Below are 18,304 nucleotides of genomic sequence, written 5' to 3' on the forward strand. Positions count from 1 at the left end.
AAGCGCTATGAATAGTGCCTCTAAACGCGCTAGCGAATCGACCGCACCGGGCTCTGATATCGAACCACCGGTACGGGTTGCTCTCGACCACTGGGTTGACTGCCTGGACGGCATTGCCGCCGACGCGATGCTGCGCCGTTGGTGCACTCAGCCGCGCTTTCGCCAGCGCTTGCTTGCCCGCCTGCAGCGCCGTCATCAACTCACCTCTATCGCGGAACAGCCGCTAATGGATGCCGCCGACCAGGTGCTATGCCAACTGGACAGCGATGATTTTACCGCCTGCGCCCGTGCCGCTGGAGTGATCATTCACGCCAATGCCTTTGTGCGCGAAATTCATGCGCCGCGAGTTGCGGCACTTAAACAGCGTTTCGGCGCTGAGCTCTATTCCCTGGCGCTTACCCACCGTGACCACACCAGTGCCGAAGCCTGCGCTGAGGATGATCTCGACGCGCTGGAGGCCGCCGTCGAGCACGATGGTCGACGCTGCCTGGAGCGATGGTGGCAAGCTCAAACGGTGGAACTTCGAGACTGGCTAAGGTTGGGTTGGGCTGACCAGTTCGAGTTGCCTGAAACGATCGTGGCGGACGCCGCTGCTGTTGATATTGCACGGCTGGCCGCTACACATAGTTTTTTCCAAACCGACGATAAAGAACGAACCGAGATATGAACTCACTGCCGCCCCGCCCCGGTAAGGTCATCTTGCGCGCAGAGGAGGCCTGCGCCTGGGTCGATGGCTACGCTTTTCTCGAGCGGGCGTGTCAGCGAGCCGATGATCAAGAGGCCCTCATTCGTCGCGCCCGCGAAGAGGGCCATGCCGAAGGCTTTGAAGCCGGTCGCCGCGATGGTGAAGCCCGCGCCGCTGAGCTACTGGCCAGCACCCAGCGTGACGTCAAACGTTATCTCGACGGGCTCGGCCCCGAGCTGGCCGAGCTGTCGCTGACTCTGGTACGGCGTATTCTCGGCGAGTTCGACGATGTAGAACTCATCACTCGCTGCGTACGCCATGCCCTGAGCGAGTGGCGTCACGCACATCGGATTCGTATTCGTGTTGCACCCCCTCTAGAGTCTCGAATCGCCGAGTCTCTCGCCGCATATCCGCCTGCGACGGCCGACTATCAGGTCGAGGCCGACGCGCAACTGGCGCTAACCCAGTGTTTGCTGGTGAGCCCCATAGCGGTTATGGACATCGGCCTGGAAGCGCAGCTCGAGGCACTGCGGCGTGCCTTGCGGGATGATTGGGAGGGTGCATGAGCGCGAATGCGTTTGGGGATCTGCTGCCGCGGCTCGGCGAACGTTTTGCCCTAGCCCAAACTCGCCCCGTCAATGGCCGGGTACGCCGCATTCGCGGTTTGTTGGTTTACGCTAGCCTCGAAGGTGCTGGCATTGGCGAGCTTTGCTACCTGCGCGATCCCGTCAGCGGACGCCGTGTCGCCGCGGAGGTGATCGGCTTCGAAGAGGAGAACGTCATGCTCTCGCCGATTGGCGAGCTCCAGGGGCTGTCGACCCGCAGTGAAGTAATTGCCACTGGCGGTGCCCAGGGTGTGGCCGTGGGCGATGCTCTGCTCGGTCGCGTCATCAGCCCGCTCGGCGACTGGCTTGATGGTCGCACTGCACCAGCGCCCGGCTCGCTGCGCCATTACCCTGTTCATGCCGAGCCCCCCGCGCCGCTGTCCCGCCAGTTGATCGAGCAACCGCTGGCACTCGGGGTGCGTGCTATCGATGGCCTCAATACCGTTGCCCGCGGCCAGCGCGTCGGGCTGTTTGGCGAAGCCGGCGTCGGTAAGTCATCGCTACTTTCGGCCATCGTCCGTGGCAGTAGTGCAGAGGTCGTGGTACTGGGGCTGGTGGGCGAGCGCGGCCGGGAAGTCCGCGAGTTGCTTGATGTGCAGCTGGGTGCCGACGCGCGCCAGCGCACGGTATGCGTCGTGTCCACTTCTGATCGACCAGCGATCGAGCGTGCCCGCGCCGCCATGGTGGCTACCAGCGTGGCGGAATATTTCCGTGATCAGGGGCGCGATGTACTGTTGTTGGTCGACAGTCTTACCCGCTTCGCCCGCGCCCAGCGCGAGATCGGACTGGCTGCCGGTGAACCTCCGACGCGTCGTGGTTACCCGCCTTCACTGTTTGCGGCGCTGCCCCGTTTACTCGAACGTGCCGGGCCTGGTGGCGCGTCGGGAGGCACCATTACGGCAATCTATACGGTATTGACCGAGGGCGATGGCATGCTTGATCCGGTGGCCGAGGAGGCCCGGGCCATTCTTGACGGTCACATCGTTCTTAGCGCCGATCTCGCCCGCCGTGACCACTTTCCAGCCATTGATATCCTCGCCAGCCGCAGCCGCTTGATGGAAAACGTTGCCAACGCCGAGCATCGCCGTGATGCCGGCAAAATGCGTGAGTTGATGGCGCGTTATCGCGATGTCGAGCTGCTACTGCAAGTGGGCGAGTACCGGGAAGGTAGCGACGCCGCCACGGATGAGGCGATTCATAAACGTGCTGAGATTGAGGCGTTCCTACGCCAATCCCGCGACGACCACAGCGCCTTTGAAGACACCTTGAAACAGTTAAGGGAGGTCGTCCAATGACGTTGCAACGTCAGCTTGACCGGCTGATGCAGCTTCGGCGCCAGCGTACGCGTCTCGCCGAGGAAGCCCTGGCGGCAGAGCAACGCAACTGTCGGGAGTTCGAGGCTCACTGCCAGACACTCGGGCAGGCCCTGGAGCACCACCAATACCAAGCAGTTCAGCGCGAGCAGGCACTGTTCGAACAGGGTGAACAACGACCGCTGAACGCCGAGGATCTGGCCGGTTGGCAGCAAACACTTGCCGACGATGCCGCCCACCAGGAGGCATTGCTTGAGCAGCAGGCAAGCAGCATCCAGACCCTGCGGGCCGCTGAGCGAGAGCGCGAATCCCGCGCTACCGAATGGGCGCACCGGTTACGCGCCCAACGTGCGCTGGAACAACTCCAGACGTATCAGGGGCAGGCGCAGGCAATCGAGGCCGAGCGCCTAGCCGAACTGGAAATGGAAGAGAGCCGGATCGGCCGGGCAGGTGAAGTATGACTGCCTTCAGCTCAACCGTTCGCGCGGAAGTGACGCCAGTGCCGCTAACCCTGACGCACTATGATGCCGAAACGCTAACACTGCATAACGCGCTGCATCGTTCTCGACAGCCGCTGACTTTCGGTTGGCATGGGCGTTCTGCCAGCTTGTACCTGATGCCGGAAGCGGCGGAGGTCACCGCTGACATGACCGTCACGGTATGCCTCGGCAACGAGCAACTGGCCTTGAGCGCCAGTTGGCGCACATTCGACCATCTCAGTGAGCACCCTGATCGCAGGCGCTCTATGGAGGACGTCGATGCGGAGCTGGCCGCGATGTGGCTTGAGGCGGTGTGGCTAGCGTGGCTCGAGCCTCTCGAGGCGACCCTTGGTGTCGACATCCGTGTACAGCCCGCCCATCCACAAGGACGACCGGCAAACCCGATCCACATCACCCTGGCCTTCGAACTAGACGGCGAAGTTCACCCGCTGCGTGTGGGGCTCACGACGTCGACTGCTAAACAGTTGCTCCCCCTATTTGATCGCTATTTCCCCACGCAGCTTGTGATGGCGAGCGGCGTAATGGTGATGCTTAACCTAACGGCCGGTGCCCAAACATTGACCCTGGGGGAGTGGCGCAGCCTTCGTCCGGGCGATGTGGTTATGCTCGAGTCATTCGCCACTAGCGACGATCCCAATGGCGCAACGTTGAACGTTGGCGACCGGTTTAGCGTCGGCGTCAGCTTAAGCGCCGATAGCGTGTGCCTTAAAGGCCCGCTGACCTCTCTTACCTCTTCCCAAGCGTCGAACCCACCATTCGAGAACCTCATGAGCGAACCCCCCGTGGATAACCCAAACCTGGATGATCTGCCCGTCCGCCTGACTTGTGAAATGGGCAAACTGGAGATGTCGCTCGGCGAGCTGCGCGCGTTGGGCGAAGGCAGCGTACTGCCGATGCAGCGTCGACCTGAGCAGGCGGTTGACCTAATCGTCAACGGCCGCTGCATGGGGCATGGCCGCCTAGTGATGATCGGTGACAGCATCGGGGTGCAGATCGAGAGGCTCGCGCTCGATGAAGGGCACGCCGGAGATGAGTGAATTTCAGCCTAACTTGATCGCCATCATCATTGTCGTGGCGACCATCGGCCTGGTGCCATTGGCGGTGGTGRCCATGACGGGCTTTCTCAAAATTGCCGTGGTGCTGTTCTTGATCCGTAACGCCCTCGGCGTGCAGCAGACGCCGCCTAACCTGGTGCTCTATGGCATTGCCTTGATTCTTACCGTCTACATCACCACGCCGCTGGTCGGCGATATGCTTCATCAGTTCGAGCAGCGACCCGCAGGGATGGGCAGCGTCGAGGAGATCAAGCAAACCGGCGAGGCGCTGCGTGGACCCTTGCAGGATTACCTTTCTCGCTATGCCAGCGAACGCGAACGGGCCTTTTTCATTGATGCGACCCGCACGCTATGGTCGGAGGAAGCCCGCAGCGGCCTGCCGGACGATGACTTAGTGGTACTTATTCCCGCCTTCGTGAGCTCGGAGCTGACCCGTGCTTTCGAGATCGGTTTTTTGCTCTATATCCCGTTTCTGGTCATCGATTTGATCGTCTCCAATGTGCTGATGGCAATGGGTATGATGATGGTCTCGCCTACATTAATATCCACGCCGCTCAAGATATTTCTGTTCGTGGCCGTGGACGGCTGGTCACGGCTGATGCACGGCTTGATTCTTAGCTATGGTGGAGGCTGAGATGAACGACGATATCTTTCTCTCATTGATGCAGAACGCGCTGTGGACGGCGCTGTTGGTGTCGGCGCCAGCACTGCTGGTGGCCATTGTGGTCGGTTTTGGGGTTGGGCTACTGCAGGCGCTGACGCAGATTCAGGATCAAACGTTGCCGCAAGCCGTCAAGCTGGTTGCCGTGTTGCTGGTGCTGATCATCGCCGGGCCGCTACTGGCCGGGCCAGTCATCAGCATCACCGATCAGGTGTTGAATAACTTTCCAGCCTGGTCTCGTTGAGCCGGGCTGGCGTCGCTTATGCACTACGACGAATTCGCCCGCTTTCTGACCGACTTCGCTTACCCAATGATCGCGGCGGCAGCGGTCGGCGTGGCACGGGCGCTAGGCATGGTGTTGGTCACCCCAGCGTTCAATCGCCTGGGGCTGACCGGCATGATCCGCTCGGCAGTGGCGGKGACGATCTCTATTCCACTGATGCTGCCGTTATTCGATGCCATGGTGAATGCTGAACAGCTATCAAGCTTCACCCTTACCGGCATGGTCATCAAGGAGTTGCTGATTGGCGTCGTCATCGGGCTGGTCTTTGGTGTTCCGTTCTGGGCCGCGGAGGTGGCTGGCGAACTKATCGATCTACAGCGTGGCTCAACCATGGCGCAGATACTTGATCCCMTGGGCTCAACTGAGTCTGGCGTTACCGCAACGTTGCTGACCGTGACGTTGCTGGCGCTGTTCTTCATTACCGGCGGCTTCATGCTGCTACTTGATGGCTTTTATCGCAGCTACTCGTTGTGGCCGGCGGTGAATTTCACGCCACTGATGACAAAAGCATCGGCGATGGCGCTACTTGGCCTGCTCGACCAGGTGATGCAGATTGGTGTGTTGATGATAGCGCCGCTGGTCATCGCGCTTCTGGTCGCAGATTTGATGCTCGCCTACCTCGCGCGTATGGCGCCCAACCTGCACGTCTTTGACCTGTCACTGCCTATCAAGAACCTGTTGTTTGCATTCTTGATGCTGGTCTACGTCATTTTTCTGATCCCCTTTATGCTGGAGCACCTCGATGCCGCCAATCTCTATATGGAACGCCTGGAAGCCATATTGGGCGCTATGGGGGAAACGCGGTAACAACAGGGGGGACGCGGGGTACTTTGAAAAGAGGGTATCAAAGCAGCATCACAAAGTTGCCATTAGAGTGTCACGCAGTCTCTTCAGACTGGTTTTCCGTCAGTGAAATCGGGCTTCTCGTTGCCTGCCCCATCAGCTTGTGCTAACCGTGGAGGAGTATTCGATGCGTGTCGATCCAAAAACCAACCCCAAAGCAACACCGTTGACCAGCGCCTTTGGAAATTTTGGCGTTGTCCTCGACCTGGCAAAAAAGGCGGAAGCGGGCAAAGATACTGTGGACGCGGGCAAAAAGCCGTTGATGCCGGGCAGCCAGGATTATGAAGACACGCTGAATTCACTGGCAGTGGATATGGCGGATGGCATCGATATCGACAAGCGCAAGGTGTCCGCCCTGAAGGGAGACGCTGCGGATAAGTTCGAGGCGCTGGTCACCGCCGAGCTCAATGCGCAGCGCGCGGATGGCAAAAGCGCTGACTTGTCCAAGGCGATCGATAGCGCCAAGGACGCGCTGTTTGATCGCATCGGGCATGCCCTTGACAACGCAGATCGAAACGCCGACAAGGGCCTCGATGTCTTCGAGGGTTACTGGAAGCGCCATGGTGGTGAAGAGGCTGCGATCAACGCGGGCTATGACGCCTATGATGACTTTCTGGCCGATACCACGCTGACCGACAACCCTAGCTACGAAGATAACCTCAACGCTCTCGCTTCCGGGTTGGCTGGCGGCACGCTGACCGATCAACGCAAGATACTACATCTGGACTCCTCCGATACGCTGTCCCAGCTCTATAAGAATCTGATCAAGAGCAAGCTGGACGAAGGCGCCACTACTGAGGAAGCGCTGAGTCAGGTCAATGATGAGCTGCGCGACCGTCTCGAAAACGCTGGCGGCAAGAGTGTGGTCAATGTCTTCGACGGCTACTTCAAACGTCACGGCGGGGAAGAGGATACTGAAGAGCTGGCCGAAGAGACTTATCTGGCCAATCGTGACGAAGACGACATCGCCTATGACGATACTCTAAATTCGCTCGCCAGCGATATGGCTGAAGGCATCGACATCGACGACCGCAAGGTGAGACCGCTGACAGGAGACGCCAGCGATCAGTTCAGCCAACTGGTGGAGTACCAGCTTAACCAGCAGCGTGAGCGCGGCGATGCCCCGGATCTACAGGCAGCCATCGACGATGCCAAAGATGCCCTCTTTGACCGTACCGGCAACGCGCTGACCGATGCTGATAAGGACAGCAAGGACGGGCTCGATGTGCTCAATGGTTACTGGGAGCGTCATGGTGGCAAGGATGCTGCCACCTCCGCTGGCTTCGAGGCCTACGACGACTTTCTCGCCGACACCACCGTGACGGATAACCCGAGTTATGAGGATAACCTCAACGCACTGGCCTCTGGCTTGGCGGGCAGCACGCTGACGGGTTCGCGCCAGATTCTGCATATCGAAAGCTCCGAAACGTTGTCGCAGCTCTATCAGAACCTGATCGACAGCAAGATGAGCGACGGTGCCTCCCGCGAGGACGCCACTGCCCAGGTTAACGATGACCTTCGCGAGCGGATCAGGCACGCTGCTGGAGACGACGGCAAGGCGGTTCAGAATATCTTCGACGGTTATTGGTCGAGGCACGGTGGGGAGACCAACACCCAGCGTCTCGCCGACAATGCGGAGCTGGACACGGCGCGGCGCGATCACGATCTACCGGCCTTCAGCGATGTCGATATTCAGTCAATGGAAACCAGCGAGACAGATCCGGACGACAGCTCACGCAAGCTGACCGTCAGCGAGCTGACCTGGCAGAACTTGATTGAAGAGTGGAAGACGGGGATAGAGGACGGCAGTATCGATAAAAACGATGAGCGCGCCGAGTTTTACCGTGCGCTGCGAGCCCAGGGCGCGCTTGAAAACGGCCTGGATCTGGTCGGTCTCGATATGTCGGAAGGCTTGAGTCTTGACAACGTCACCGGCGAGGATCTCTCATCCATCATCGACGGTGAGAAGCTCGATGAAAGCCTAGGCGAGCTATTCGCTTCCGAGGCGGTGCAGGAGGATTACCAGGCGGCACAGACAGACGCGATCGACAAGGTCGCCAATAAGGATGCGATCGCTTCGCAGCTGGAGGAGACCGCCTTCAGCGAAGAGTACATCAACTACATCAATGACCTGCGCGAGAGCGGTCAGGGGGAACTCGCCGAGCAGGATATCTCGCGAACCTATAATGCACTCTCGGCGCTGTTCCCGGCAACGGAAGAGAGCGACAAGGCAGCCGAGTTCGCCCAGAGCCTGCAGCTCGACTCAATGATCACCGATCTTGATGATCTGATCGCCAACCCAGATCAGATCAATGATGCCAACACCGCGACGGCCACTCAGGATGTGGTCAAGATGGTACTGACCGCGCTCAAGCGTGCCGGTGTGGATATTCCGCGGCGTACGGCAGAGACGATCGATAAGTTTGTCAACGAGTTTCTCGACGATAAGCAAACTGCTAAGAACTTCGGTAAGGCGCTACAGGAGCTCGGGGATCGCTTCCAGAAAAATGGTTCGATCACCCAGTCGGATATCGACGGCCTGCTGAAGAACGGTGTCTACAAGGCGCTCAACGAGCAGACCAACGGCGGCATGATGGCGCTGATTGGCACGCTCAACAGCAACGGCGCGCTGGGCTCGACCGGCGGGCTGATCTCGCTCGCCTCGGGCATCTATCAGCTCGCAGGCGGCGCCAGTAAGCTGGCGGACAGCCACGAGGCGCGAATGGCCGTTGCCAAGGAGTTCATCAGCTTTCTGGGCGCCAGTCAGCACTTCGTCAACCTCGGCAGCAATATCTGGGACAAGGCCAAGGGCACCAACGTCAATGCCATGCTGGGGCTCGACAAGACGCTGCCGCAGATATGGGGCAATGACACTGCCAGCGGTGGCCCCTTTAATGAGGGTCAAGGCCTCAAGTTCGTCGAGAATATCGAGCAGATCATTGACGACGCCCCCGTCGGAGATCGCGAAAAGCTGAGCCAAATGCTGGATATTAGCGAGTCCGATACGGGCAAGATCGTGCAGGGTATCGAGGACGGATACGCCAAGAATCCGGCCCTGCCCAAAGCCACGACGACGACCCGCTCTATCAGCTCTTTCCTGCGCGTGCTGGATGGTGCTGCCAACGCCGCCACTGGTGCGCTGGACATTGCCCTCGGCGGGCTGATGATCAAGCGCGGCGTGGACAGCGGCGACGGCGCTACCATCGGTCAGGGCGCCGTCACTGTCGCGGCGGGTGCCTTCGGCCTTGCCGGTGGTGCATCATCGCTGGCGGCGCTCAAGGGCCTTGCCGTCGCCCGTGCCGTCACCGGACCGCTGTTTTGGATATCCGCCGGTCTGACGGTGGCGACGCTGCCATTCACTATTGTCCAGGATATCAAGCGCACCAACGCGTTGGAGGGGCATAAGGCTGACCTTAAGGAACTCTTCACGTCGCTCGATGAGGATGGCCTACTAACCGAAGATGGTCTGACCCGTTATGAGTTTCTCGAAGCGTACGTCCGGAGCTACGGTCAGCGCGATGCGCCGGACGACGAGAGCATTTTCGACTACCGCAGCGACGAGTATGAGTTCTACGTAGAGGAGGGCCATCTACCTAACTCATCCTGGGACGATTTCGAGCACGAAGATTACGCAGGTGATGGCAACAATCTCGATACGCAAATGGATAAAGGATCGACAGTAGGTTCATAGGGTCACAGCAGCGGCATGAGCCAACAGCCCTCTGAAGAGAAGTCGCTGCCGCCGKCGACGAAAAAACTTCGCGACGCACGCAATAAGGGCCAGGKCGCCAAGAGTGCCGACCTGGTCACTGCCATGACGATGTTAGCCTGCACGCTCTATATCGCTATCAGCGTGAATGACATCATTGCCCGCGTGCAGGGTTTGCTCGACTTAGCCGCACGACTCTACACCGAGCCGTTCGATACGCTGTGGCCACAGTTGATGACCCAGGCTGGCGAAGTGCTGCTGATGTCGGTGCTGCCGCTGGTCGGTCTAACGCTGTTGGTGATCGTGCTGACCAATATCGTGGTTATGCAGGGGTTTGTCTTCTCTACGGAACCGGTTCAGCCTAAGCCAGAGAATATTGATCCGGTTCAGGGGTTCAAGCGCATCTTTTCGATACGCGGGCTGGTCGAGTTTCTCAAGTCACTGTTCAAGATGGTGGCATTGGCCGTCGCGCTGATGATTGTCTACCGCCTGGGCCTGCAGTCGCTGATGGAGTCCTCACGCTGCGGCTACCCCTGCGTTCAGGGGACTTTTCTCGCCTTACTCCAGCCGCTGGTTATCACTGCACTGATTGCCTTCTTACTGGTTGGTGCTTTCGATGTGCTGCTCCAACGCTGGCTATTCGAGCGCGACCAGCGCATGACGAAGACCGAACAGAAGCGTGAGCGCAAGGATCAGGAAGGCGATCCGACAATGAATCAGGCGCGCCGTAAACAGCGGCGCGAAATGCATGAGCTGAACGCCAAGATCGGTGTTCAGTATAGCTCGCTGATGATCGGCACCGCAGACGGTTGGCTGGTCGGCATTCGTTACGTTCGCGGCGAAACGCCAGTGCCGTTGGTGACCTGCAAGGCCTCACCCGATCAGGCCGCTAGCTTGTTGGCCAGCGCTGCGCCTCGCCGAGTCCCGCGAGTCGCCGACCCGAGGCTGGCCGAACTCATCGCCAAACGCGCGGGCAATGGCGATCCGGTGCCTGATGGTACCTTTCAGGCGGTCGCCGATATGCTGGTGGCAGCCAAGCTGATTTAGCCATCACTCGGCTGCAATCGTTTGCCATGCCACATGATTCATACGAATGACATTAAACCGGGCAACAATAAACAGGCTGTCCAACCAAACCTCTGCTTGGGAGATATCCGATGTCTACTGTAGTGTCACCTACAAGCGTAAACGCCCCCACTCAAAAAACCTCCACCTCATCCTTCGACGACCAGTTGAATATTGCCAAATCCAGTCAGGTTCTAGTGGATTATCTGAAACAGCAGGGTAAGTCTGCGATCAATGCCGATGAGCTCGCTCAGCTTGCCAACAATTCGTCAGGCGGTGTCCCTGCTGAGGTTTCGGCAGCCGCCTCTTATATGACGCGCCACACCAGTGTTTATACGGCAATCGAAACCCATGATGTCCAGGGTAAAGATGGCCTTTCCGGTGTCTGGAATTTCGAGTGGGCGGCAGACGGTGGCCTCGAAGGCACATCGGTAGAGGCGATGGCGAACATGCAGGATGTCTTTGATCGTGCGATCACTAAGTCTGCAGAAATTACCAAGTTGACTACCGAAAGCAAAACCGGATTGGATGCCACCAAACAGCGTCCGAGCAACTGAGTTTGCTTGCACAATGAACAACTAGACGCATTAAATCGTTTGTCGAGTGCCGGATAATAAAGGCCTAGGCCTAATAAACCATCGGCGACGTAGCTGCACCAACGGGCTCATTCACAGCATGGGCTAGCGGCTCAGAGCGTGCCCAATGGGTACTGCTGGGAGGCGGTATCGGTATTACGCCCATATTGAGCCTGGCCCATGAATTGACCGGCGCAGGCAGTGACCCGGTAACGTTAGTGCAGAGCGTGCGCGATGTGACTGAGGCCCCTTTCGGCGAAGATCTACTCGACCTTGAGACGCGAGGACTGCGTTTGCAACGGCATGTCACCAGAACAGCAGCTGCCCCCAATGGATGGCAGGCCGGGTTTCACTGGGGCAGGTGTTTACCGATCAGGTGCTATCAGAAGTACAGCTGTACCTATGCGGCCTTGCCGCCTTTGTAGAGCGCTATCACCAGGAGGCACTGGAACTCGGGCTCATGCCTGGGCAGATACACACAGAAGCGTTCGGCCCCTCGGCGCTGACCCAAAAATACGCTGTGCCCGTCGCAGAACAAGCGGTAGAAGTTAGCTTTGCCAACTCAAACGTAGTCACCCACTGGCAGCCAGGCGAAAGCCTGCTGGAAACCGCCGAAAAATCGGGGCTACAGCCTGCCTATGGGTGCCGCAGCGGCAGCTGTGGCGAGTGCGCCTGCACGCTAGTGCAGGGGGAGATTACTTACCCAGATGGCATATCAGCCCCAGACGGGGAAATCCTGCTGTGCAGCGCCCGCCCAGCGGTAAACTCGGGAAGGGTAGAGATTACGCTGCCTACGGTTAATCGCGCCTCTATCGATTAGAAGGTTCCAGGGTAGGCACCGCCATCGAGCAGGATGTTCTGCCCTGTTAGATAGCCTGCATACTCGCTGCACATAAAGGCACAGAAGGCACCAAACTCCTCGGCGGTGCCGAATCGTCGCGCAGGAACCCCTTGGGCACGCTGCTCACGTACCTGCTCGATAGCTTGCTGATTCTTCTCGGCGATCTTCTTGAAGTTGCCGCGCAGACGGTCGGTATCGAAGGAGCCAGGTAGTAGGTTATTGATCGTAACGTTGTGCGAGGCGAGCTGTGGCTGGMGTGCAAGCCCCGCGACGAAGCCGGTTAGCCCACTGCGCGCTCCGTTGGATAACCCGAGAATGTCGATGGGGGCTTTTACCGCGCCCGAGGTAATATTGACCACGCGTCCAAAGCCGTTGGCGGCCATACGGTCTACCGTGGCCTTGATCAGCTCAATAGGCGTGATCATGTTGGCATCCACGGCCTGTATCCACGCCTCCCGATCCCAGTCGCGAAAATCACCCGGTGGCGGCCCGCCGTTATTGTTGATCAGAATATCGACCTGAGGGCAGGCGGCCAGCAGCGCCTCGCGCACATCCTCGCACCCGATATCCCCGGCCACGGGGCGAACCTCGATGGCTGGATTGATTGCCCGTAGCGCTTCGGCGGTCTTATCGAGCACCTCGGCATCGCGTGAATTGATCGCCAGATTGACGCCCTCTTTGGCCAGCGCTTCGGCGCAGCCTCGACCCAACCCTTTGCTCGCTGCGCATACCACGGCCCAGCGTCCCGCGATTCCTAGATCCATGCTGCTCACCCCTTAGGTTTTAGGATTCATATTTTAGAATTCATAATAGCCGGGCTCAGCGTGACGAGTAGCCACCATCCACCGGTAACACAATGCCCGTTACAAATTTAGCCCCCGGCGAGGCTAAGAACAGCGCTGGCCCGGCGAGATCGTTGGGTTCACCCCAGCGGCCCATTGGCGTGCGACCGACGAGTTCCGCCGAGCGCTCACTGTTCTGGGTAAGTGCCGAGGTGAGGTCGGTGGCGATCCAGCCTGGTGCAAGGGCGTTGACGCGAATGCCATCACTGGCCCRGGCAATCGCCAACGACCGCGTGAGTTGGKCCACACCGCCCTTTGAGGCGGAGTAGGCCGGGGCGTGGCCACTGCCAAAAAACGACAGCATTGAGGCAGTGTTGATTATGCAGCCACCGGCTACTTTGAGTGCCGCATGGGCTGCATGGCAGCAGCGCTGGGTACCGTTGAGGTTGATGTCGATAACTTGAGCGAAGCCTTCGGGGGTAAACTCCTTGCCGTCACGCTGGATGACCCCGGCGCAGTTCACCAGCACATCCAACTGTGAAAACGCAGCAAAGAAGCGTTCGATCTGGGCAGGGTCGCGCACATCTAGCTGGTGATGCCCGAGTACGCCTTCGACCTGCTGTTCGCTAGCGAGCTCGATGCCAGTAACGTGAACCTTGTCGCCTTGTGAGGCAAAGGCCTGGGCAATGGCTCGGCCTATGCCGGTGCTGCCGCCAATAACGATAACAGTGTTCATATCGCTCCTTATTAGATCGCCGAAACGGTTCGGTTAATGTGCAGTGGCGGATGCACGCGTGTGCCAGGCTGAACGAACGCTAGAGACGATAATGGCTATCCACACCAGTAAGGCGAGTCCGCCCAGCACGGCAGCAATAGGGCGTTCGAAGAGCACCAGCAGCTCGCCGTTGGCCTTGATCATTGAGCGCATAAAGTTGCTCTCCACCACCGGGCCGAGAATAACCGCTAGGATCATAGGGCCGATGGGGAAGTCGTTCTCGACCAGGAAATAGGCCAGCAGACCCAGCCCAAGCATCAGCCAGATATCGAGCAGGCTGTTATTGGCGGCGAAGGCACCGACAATGCAGAACAGTAAAATAAGTGGGTAAAGCACGCTGGAGGGCACTGCCAGAATATGGCGCGCGCCGCGTATAGCGAGCAGACCAAGTGGCAACAGCAGCAGGTTGGCCAGAATGAACACGATGAAAATGGCATTGACCAAGGTGGCGCTGGAGGTGAAAACGTCTGGCCCCGGCGTGATGCCTTTCATCATCAGGACGCCGATAATAATGGCGGTGATGGTATCGCCGGGAATGCCGAATACCAGCGCAGGGATGTAGGCACCCGATAGCGCCGCGTTATTAGCCGAGCTGGCCGCGACCAGCCCTTCGGGATGCCCAGTACCGTACTTCTCGGGCGTGCGTGAGAGCTTGCGCGACAGGGCGTAGCTGATCCACGAGGCGATATCGGCGCCCGCCCCGGGCAGTGCGCCGATTAGGGTGCCGAGCAAGCCACTGCGAGCGATGCCCCCTTTGTACTGCCACATCAGGCCACCCACACCGCTAAACGGTTTCTCTACAGGTGGAGGCGTTGGGAAATGGGTGTGGCCAATTTCTGGCATGCGCCGCAGCAGTTCGGCGACGGCGAACAGACCAATCAGCACCGGCAGGATAGAGATGCCGCTGAGCAGATCAGAAATGCCGAAGGTAAACCGGATCTGACCTGACACGGAGTCCATGCCCACCATGGCGATCAATAGGCCGATCAGCATCGAGATTGCGCCTTTGAGCGCATCCGCGCCGGACACCAGTACGGCGCAGGAGAGCCCAAGTAGGGCGAGCCAGAAGTATTCGTCGCTGGTAAAGCGAAGGGCAAAATCAGCCACTAGCGGGGCGAAGAACGCCAGAATCGCCACGCCGATAAGCCCGCCGACCACCGAGCAAGCGAGATTGACGCCGAGCGCCTGGCCGATTTTGCCCTGACGGCCCATCAGGTAGGCTTCGTCAGTGTAGGCGGCTGAGGCGGGCGTGCCGGGTATGCGTAGCAGAGCGCCGGGTATATCGCCGGCCACAATGGCCATGGCCGTGGCAGCCACGATGGCACTGATTGCAGGTAGCGGCTCCATGAAGAAGGTCACCGGAACGAGCAGCGCAGTCGCCATAGTGGCGGTCAGACCTGGTATGGCACCGATCAGCAGGCCAAACAACGAGGCGCCGAGGATGACGGCGAGGACATCCCAGGCGAACACCATACCTAACGCTTCGTGGAGTTCCGCCATTAGTAGATCACCTCTTCGAGAATGCCCAGATCGAGCGGTACGTGCAGCAGCAACGCGAAGACACTCCATACCACCGCACTCGCGATAATCGCGACGATAACAGCCATTCCCCAGCGGCCGCCTGAAAGCCAGCCAATCAAGAGAGAGAGCATTAATGGCGCGACCAGCGGAAAGCCGAGCAGAGGTGTTAGCAGCACGTAGCCCGCCACTGCTGCAACGACGGCGAACAGGCACAGTACGGTTCGCGATAGGGCTACCTGACCTTGCCAAATGAACAGGGCGCCGCGCTGCTGCCAGCCGCGTAGCGCCAGCAGCAGACCAAGGCCAATTAAAAAGGCACCGATTAAGGTAGGAAAAGTGCCTGCACCGTAGGGTTGGCGTGCCAGCGGGGCAAAATCCTTAGAGGCCCATATGGTAATGGCGCCGAGCAGCGCCATTACCAGCCCCATGACGAGGTCGTTGATGCGCATGGCGTTAGTTTGCGAGGCCTAACTTGTCGATAATTTCGGCGTTGTTTTTGTCGGACTCAGCCATGAAGTCGTGGAAGCCTTCCGGGCCTTCCCACTGCATACCAAATCCCTGATTGGTCATGAAATCCTGGAATGTGTCGGATCCATAAACGGCTTCAGCGGCCTCGGCCAAGGTATTGACGACATCATCGGGCAATCCTGCGGGGCCGATAAGGCCACGCCATGTGCCTGCAGCCCACTCATCGCCAGTGACTTCCTCGGCAGTGGGAATGTCAGGGAAGGCGTCAAGGCGCTCGTTGGCGAACACTGCGAGCGTTTTCACTCGCCCGGCGCTGCGCATGGATTCAGCTTCGGGCAGCGAAGAGAACACAAAGTCCACGCCACCGGCGGCGAGCTCCTGAAGGCCGGGGGCAGCCCCTTCGCTGGGCACTAACGAAACGGTATTAGGGTCGATGCCTTGCTGGTTAAGAAAACCAGCAAATGCCAAGTGGTAGGCGGCGCCCGGTGCCGAACCGGAGACAGTGTACTCGTTGGGGGTGGCCTCAATATCTTGCAGGGCGCTGTCGAGATCTTCCCAGTCCGACTCAGCACTGACGTTAAACGCCGCGGCATCAAGGTTAATCAGTGCAATGGGCGACAGATCCTCGTAGGACACTTGAGAGCTGCCGATATGGCGATAGGTGGTAATCTCAGCAGTAACTAAGCCGAGGGTGTAACCATCCGGTTCGGCGTTCGCCATGACCGTATGACCTACCACACCAGCGCCACCGGTGCGGTTGACCACATTGACCGTTTGACCAAGCTCTTCTTGCAGCCCGTTGGCCAGTTGGCGGGCCACAGCATCGGTACCGCCACCAGCGGACCAGGGCACTATCAATTGGATTGGCTTTTCCGGGTAATCAGCCTGGGCACTGCCAGCGTATAAAGCAAAGGCGAGCAAGCTGACAGATACGGCGAGCGGGGTTTTGTTAAAAATCATGAAGGTGCTCCTTGTCGTGTGTTTTTTGTTGTTGACGGTGGGGCTTTACATCGTTCTTTTCGTTAGGTTTTGATTAAACGAAGCGTTTTAGCGAATAAATCGATCAACGTAGTCGCGGCCTAGCCCGCAGGCTTCATAGTGCTTGCGACACATGTCGACCTTGGTGAAGACATCTTCGTAGCCTAAGTGCTTACCCCAGGGGTCAACGTAGTACATCACGCCGTTAACCTGGAAAAGAGTAATCATTTCCTCGACATCATCGTCGACCACCAGAGTGTGAGTCTCACCTGGAGGTTCGTAGACGTAGCTGCCCTCGGTAGCCTCCCAGTCGTGTTCCAGATAGCGCCATTTACCTTTAAGCACCATGCCATGCACCGGGTTAGGATGACGGTGGCGGCTGAGTACGCCGGACTTACGAACGCGTAACAGGTTGACCCAGTAGCCTTGCGAAACGTTGAGGCACAGCGGGCGGAAATGGACATTCTCCGCTTGAGGCACCCAGATACGCTCGTCCTGTGGAAGGGCGTGTGGTTCGACAATTTCCAGGGCGGCCTCTGGGGGTTGTGGATATTGGTAAGGCATCCGCTGATGTTCATCGGCTTGAACTKGCATCTTTCCYCCGTCCATAATGTGGATGTTAGAGTTATAATATGGACAATATGTTAACAAGGTAAAAGGCGTGGTGAAGTGCGTCAATTGACCGTGGATGTTTATTGATTAGACATTCGTATAGTTTGCGGAGGAGGCTTATGACGGCTAATGGCGAGGAACGAGCGAAACGGCCCCCCGTTCAAGGTGCTGCTGCAGTCACCAAAGGGTTGCGTTTGTTGCAAGCGATAGCTGAACTGGGCGACGACGCTACTATTCGCCAACTCCAGGCGCGACTAGGGTTGCCACGGCCGACGGTATACCGCTTGCTAAATACGCTGGAGCAGGAGCATTTTATTGAGCGCAATCCTCTGGGTGGGGAGTACGTGCTGGGTCGCGAGCTGCTGCGTCTCACCCATCAATCACTGGCGAGGAGCAGCTTGCAGGAGCGCGCTCGGGCCACTTTACGCGCTATCGGTAAGCAAACTGGGGAAACAGTCCACTTGGGAGTGCCGTTCGGCTGCCATATGACCTTCGTTGATAAGGTGGAATCGCCGGAAGCTGTCCGCATGGCCTCGTACATAGGTATGCCGGTGCCAATGCACTCTACCTCGGTGGGTAAGGCCTATCTTGCCGGCCTTGATGAAGCCATCTGCGAGCAGTATCTGGCTCAATTGACGCTAGAGCCCGTCACGCATCGTACCTGCACGACTGTTAATGCGTTGCGTCAGGAACTCACAGTGACGAGGGAGCGTGGCTACGCGATCGATGACGAGGAGAACGAGCTTGGTATTATCTGTTTCGGTCAGGCGGTTCGCGGCGCTGATGGCCGCGTTGAAGGGGCCATCAGTGTCAGCGTGCCTCGCTATCGTTTACCAGATAATGGGCAGCAACGTATCTTGGCGTGCATTCGTTCGCTATGCAGTGACGCTGGCTTGGTGTAGTGCTTTGGACTCAGGCTTAATGATCATTAATTAAGTAGTGTGTGGCGCAGTGGGCAGGTTAGATATCAAGCTGTCGTAAGCGGTGTGCAATTCATCGGCTAGCTAATACTGCACGAAGTAGAGCGCATCTT

At 58.6% G+C, this 18,304-nt stretch carries 19 protein-coding genes; 13 read left to right on the forward strand and 6 right to left on the reverse strand.

The window, feature by feature from the left end; all coding sequences use genetic code 11:
- Positions 1–7: 7 nt before the first annotated feature.
- The 12 genes from HALO_RS02195 to HALO_RS02250 all read left to right on the forward strand — a co-directional run bounded on the left by HALO_RS02195 (position 8) and on the right by HALO_RS02250 (position 12,114).
- Entirely contained in the window at positions 8–667 is a 660-nt protein-coding gene (locus tag HALO_RS02195; RefSeq protein WP_035581480.1) for a hypothetical protein, read from the forward strand.
- Positions 664–1,251, forward strand: a complete 588-nt coding sequence (locus HALO_RS02200) for a FliH/SctL family protein (protein WP_035581478.1) — start codon at positions 664–666, stop codon at positions 1,249–1,251. Before HALO_RS02195 ends, HALO_RS02200 begins: the two co-directional genes overlap by 4 nt.
- Positions 1,248–2,585 (forward strand): FliI/YscN family ATPase, encoded by a 1,338-nt coding sequence (locus HALO_RS02205; RefSeq protein WP_035581476.1) that lies wholly within the window; start codon positions 1,248–1,250, stop codon positions 2,583–2,585. The genes HALO_RS02200 and HALO_RS02205 overlap by 4 nt, the downstream gene beginning before the upstream one ends.
- Positions 2,582–3,064 carry a hypothetical protein gene (locus HALO_RS02210; protein WP_035581474.1) on the forward strand — a complete coding sequence of 161 codons (483 nt, stop codon included), beginning with the start codon at positions 2,582–2,584 and terminating at the stop codon, positions 3,062–3,064. The genes HALO_RS02205 and HALO_RS02210 overlap by 4 nt, the downstream gene beginning before the upstream one ends.
- A complete protein-coding gene (gene sctQ, locus HALO_RS02215) occupies positions 3,061–4,140 on the forward strand; it encodes a type III secretion system cytoplasmic ring protein SctQ (protein ID WP_035581472.1) in 1,080 nt (359 codons plus the stop codon). Before HALO_RS02210 ends, sctQ begins: the two co-directional genes overlap by 4 nt.
- Positions 4,133–4,792, forward strand: coding sequence for a type III secretion system export apparatus subunit SctR (sctR, locus tag HALO_RS02220; protein ID WP_050712966.1), 660 nt, complete (start codon positions 4,133–4,135; stop codon positions 4,790–4,792). The genes sctQ and sctR overlap by 8 nt, the downstream gene beginning before the upstream one ends.
- A 1-nt stretch (position 4,793) precedes the next feature.
- Positions 4,794–5,063, forward strand: a complete 270-nt coding sequence (sctS, locus tag HALO_RS02225; RefSeq protein ID WP_035581470.1) for a type III secretion system export apparatus subunit SctS — start codon at positions 4,794–4,796, stop codon at positions 5,061–5,063.
- Positions 5,064–5,081: 18 nt separating this feature from the next.
- The gene (gene sctT / locus HALO_RS02230) at positions 5,082–5,909 is read left to right on the forward strand and encodes a type III secretion system export apparatus subunit SctT (protein ID WP_050712967.1); all 828 of its coding nucleotides are present in this window, start codon (positions 5,082–5,084) and stop codon (positions 5,907–5,909) included.
- A gap of 163 nt (positions 5,910–6,072) precedes the next feature.
- On the forward strand, positions 6,073–9,636 hold the full coding sequence (locus HALO_RS02235) for a hypothetical protein (protein WP_035581466.1): 3,564 nt from the start codon (positions 6,073–6,075) through the stop codon (positions 9,634–9,636).
- A gap of 15 nt (positions 9,637–9,651) precedes the next feature.
- Positions 9,652–10,701, forward strand: coding sequence for an EscU/YscU/HrcU family type III secretion system export apparatus switch protein (locus HALO_RS02240; protein WP_050712968.1), 1,050 nt, complete (start codon positions 9,652–9,654; stop codon positions 10,699–10,701).
- Positions 10,702–10,811: 110 nt separating this feature from the next.
- Positions 10,812–11,276 (forward strand): hypothetical protein, encoded by a 465-nt coding sequence (locus HALO_RS02245; RefSeq protein ID WP_035581462.1) that lies wholly within the window; start codon positions 10,812–10,814, stop codon positions 11,274–11,276.
- Between the two features lie 352 nt (positions 11,277–11,628).
- A complete protein-coding gene (locus tag HALO_RS02250; RefSeq protein ID WP_035581461.1) occupies positions 11,629–12,114 on the forward strand; it encodes a flavin reductase family protein in 486 nt (161 codons plus the stop codon).
- On the opposite strand, the gene HALO_RS02255 is transcribed toward HALO_RS02250, so the two are convergent.
- From HALO_RS02255 to HALO_RS02280, 6 genes are all read right to left on the reverse strand, one after another.
- Positions 12,111–12,899, reverse strand: coding sequence for an SDR family oxidoreductase (locus HALO_RS02255; protein ID WP_050712969.1), 789 nt, complete (start codon positions 12,897–12,899; stop codon positions 12,111–12,113). The genes HALO_RS02250 and HALO_RS02255 overlap by 4 nt on opposite strands.
- 55 nt (positions 12,900–12,954) lie before the next feature.
- On the reverse strand, positions 12,955–13,653 hold the full coding sequence (locus HALO_RS02260; protein WP_050712970.1) for an SDR family NAD(P)-dependent oxidoreductase: 699 nt from the start codon (positions 13,651–13,653) through the stop codon (positions 12,955–12,957).
- 33 nt (positions 13,654–13,686) lie between these two features.
- On the reverse strand, positions 13,687–15,192 hold the full coding sequence (locus HALO_RS02265; RefSeq protein WP_035581456.1) for a tripartite tricarboxylate transporter permease: 1,506 nt from the start codon (positions 15,190–15,192) through the stop codon (positions 13,687–13,689).
- Positions 15,192–15,662 carry a tripartite tricarboxylate transporter TctB family protein gene (locus HALO_RS02270; protein ID WP_081899103.1) on the reverse strand — a complete coding sequence of 157 codons (471 nt, stop codon included), beginning with the start codon at positions 15,660–15,662 and terminating at the stop codon, positions 15,192–15,194. Before HALO_RS02270 ends, HALO_RS02265 begins: the two co-directional genes overlap by 1 nt.
- Before the next feature lie 4 nt (positions 15,663–15,666).
- A complete protein-coding gene (locus tag HALO_RS02275) occupies positions 15,667–16,641 on the reverse strand; it encodes a Bug family tripartite tricarboxylate transporter substrate binding protein (protein WP_035581452.1) in 975 nt (324 codons plus the stop codon).
- Positions 16,642–16,728: 87 nt separating this feature from the next.
- Positions 16,729–17,253 (reverse strand): 2,4'-dihydroxyacetophenone dioxygenase family protein, encoded by a 525-nt coding sequence (locus HALO_RS02280; protein ID WP_050712972.1) that lies wholly within the window; start codon positions 17,251–17,253, stop codon positions 16,729–16,731.
- A gap of 137 nt (positions 17,254–17,390) precedes the next feature.
- Between HALO_RS02280 and HALO_RS02285 the strand changes: the two genes are divergently transcribed.
- The gene (locus HALO_RS02285) at positions 17,391–18,173 is read left to right on the forward strand and encodes an IclR family transcriptional regulator (RefSeq protein ID WP_035581448.1); all 783 of its coding nucleotides are present in this window, start codon (positions 17,391–17,393) and stop codon (positions 18,171–18,173) included.
- Positions 18,174–18,304 lie beyond the last annotated feature (131 nt).

The sequence above is a fragment of the Halomonas sp. R57-5 genome, assembly GCF_900070345.1.
Lineage (GTDB): Bacteria > Pseudomonadota > Gammaproteobacteria > Pseudomonadales > Halomonadaceae > Vreelandella > Vreelandella ventosae_B.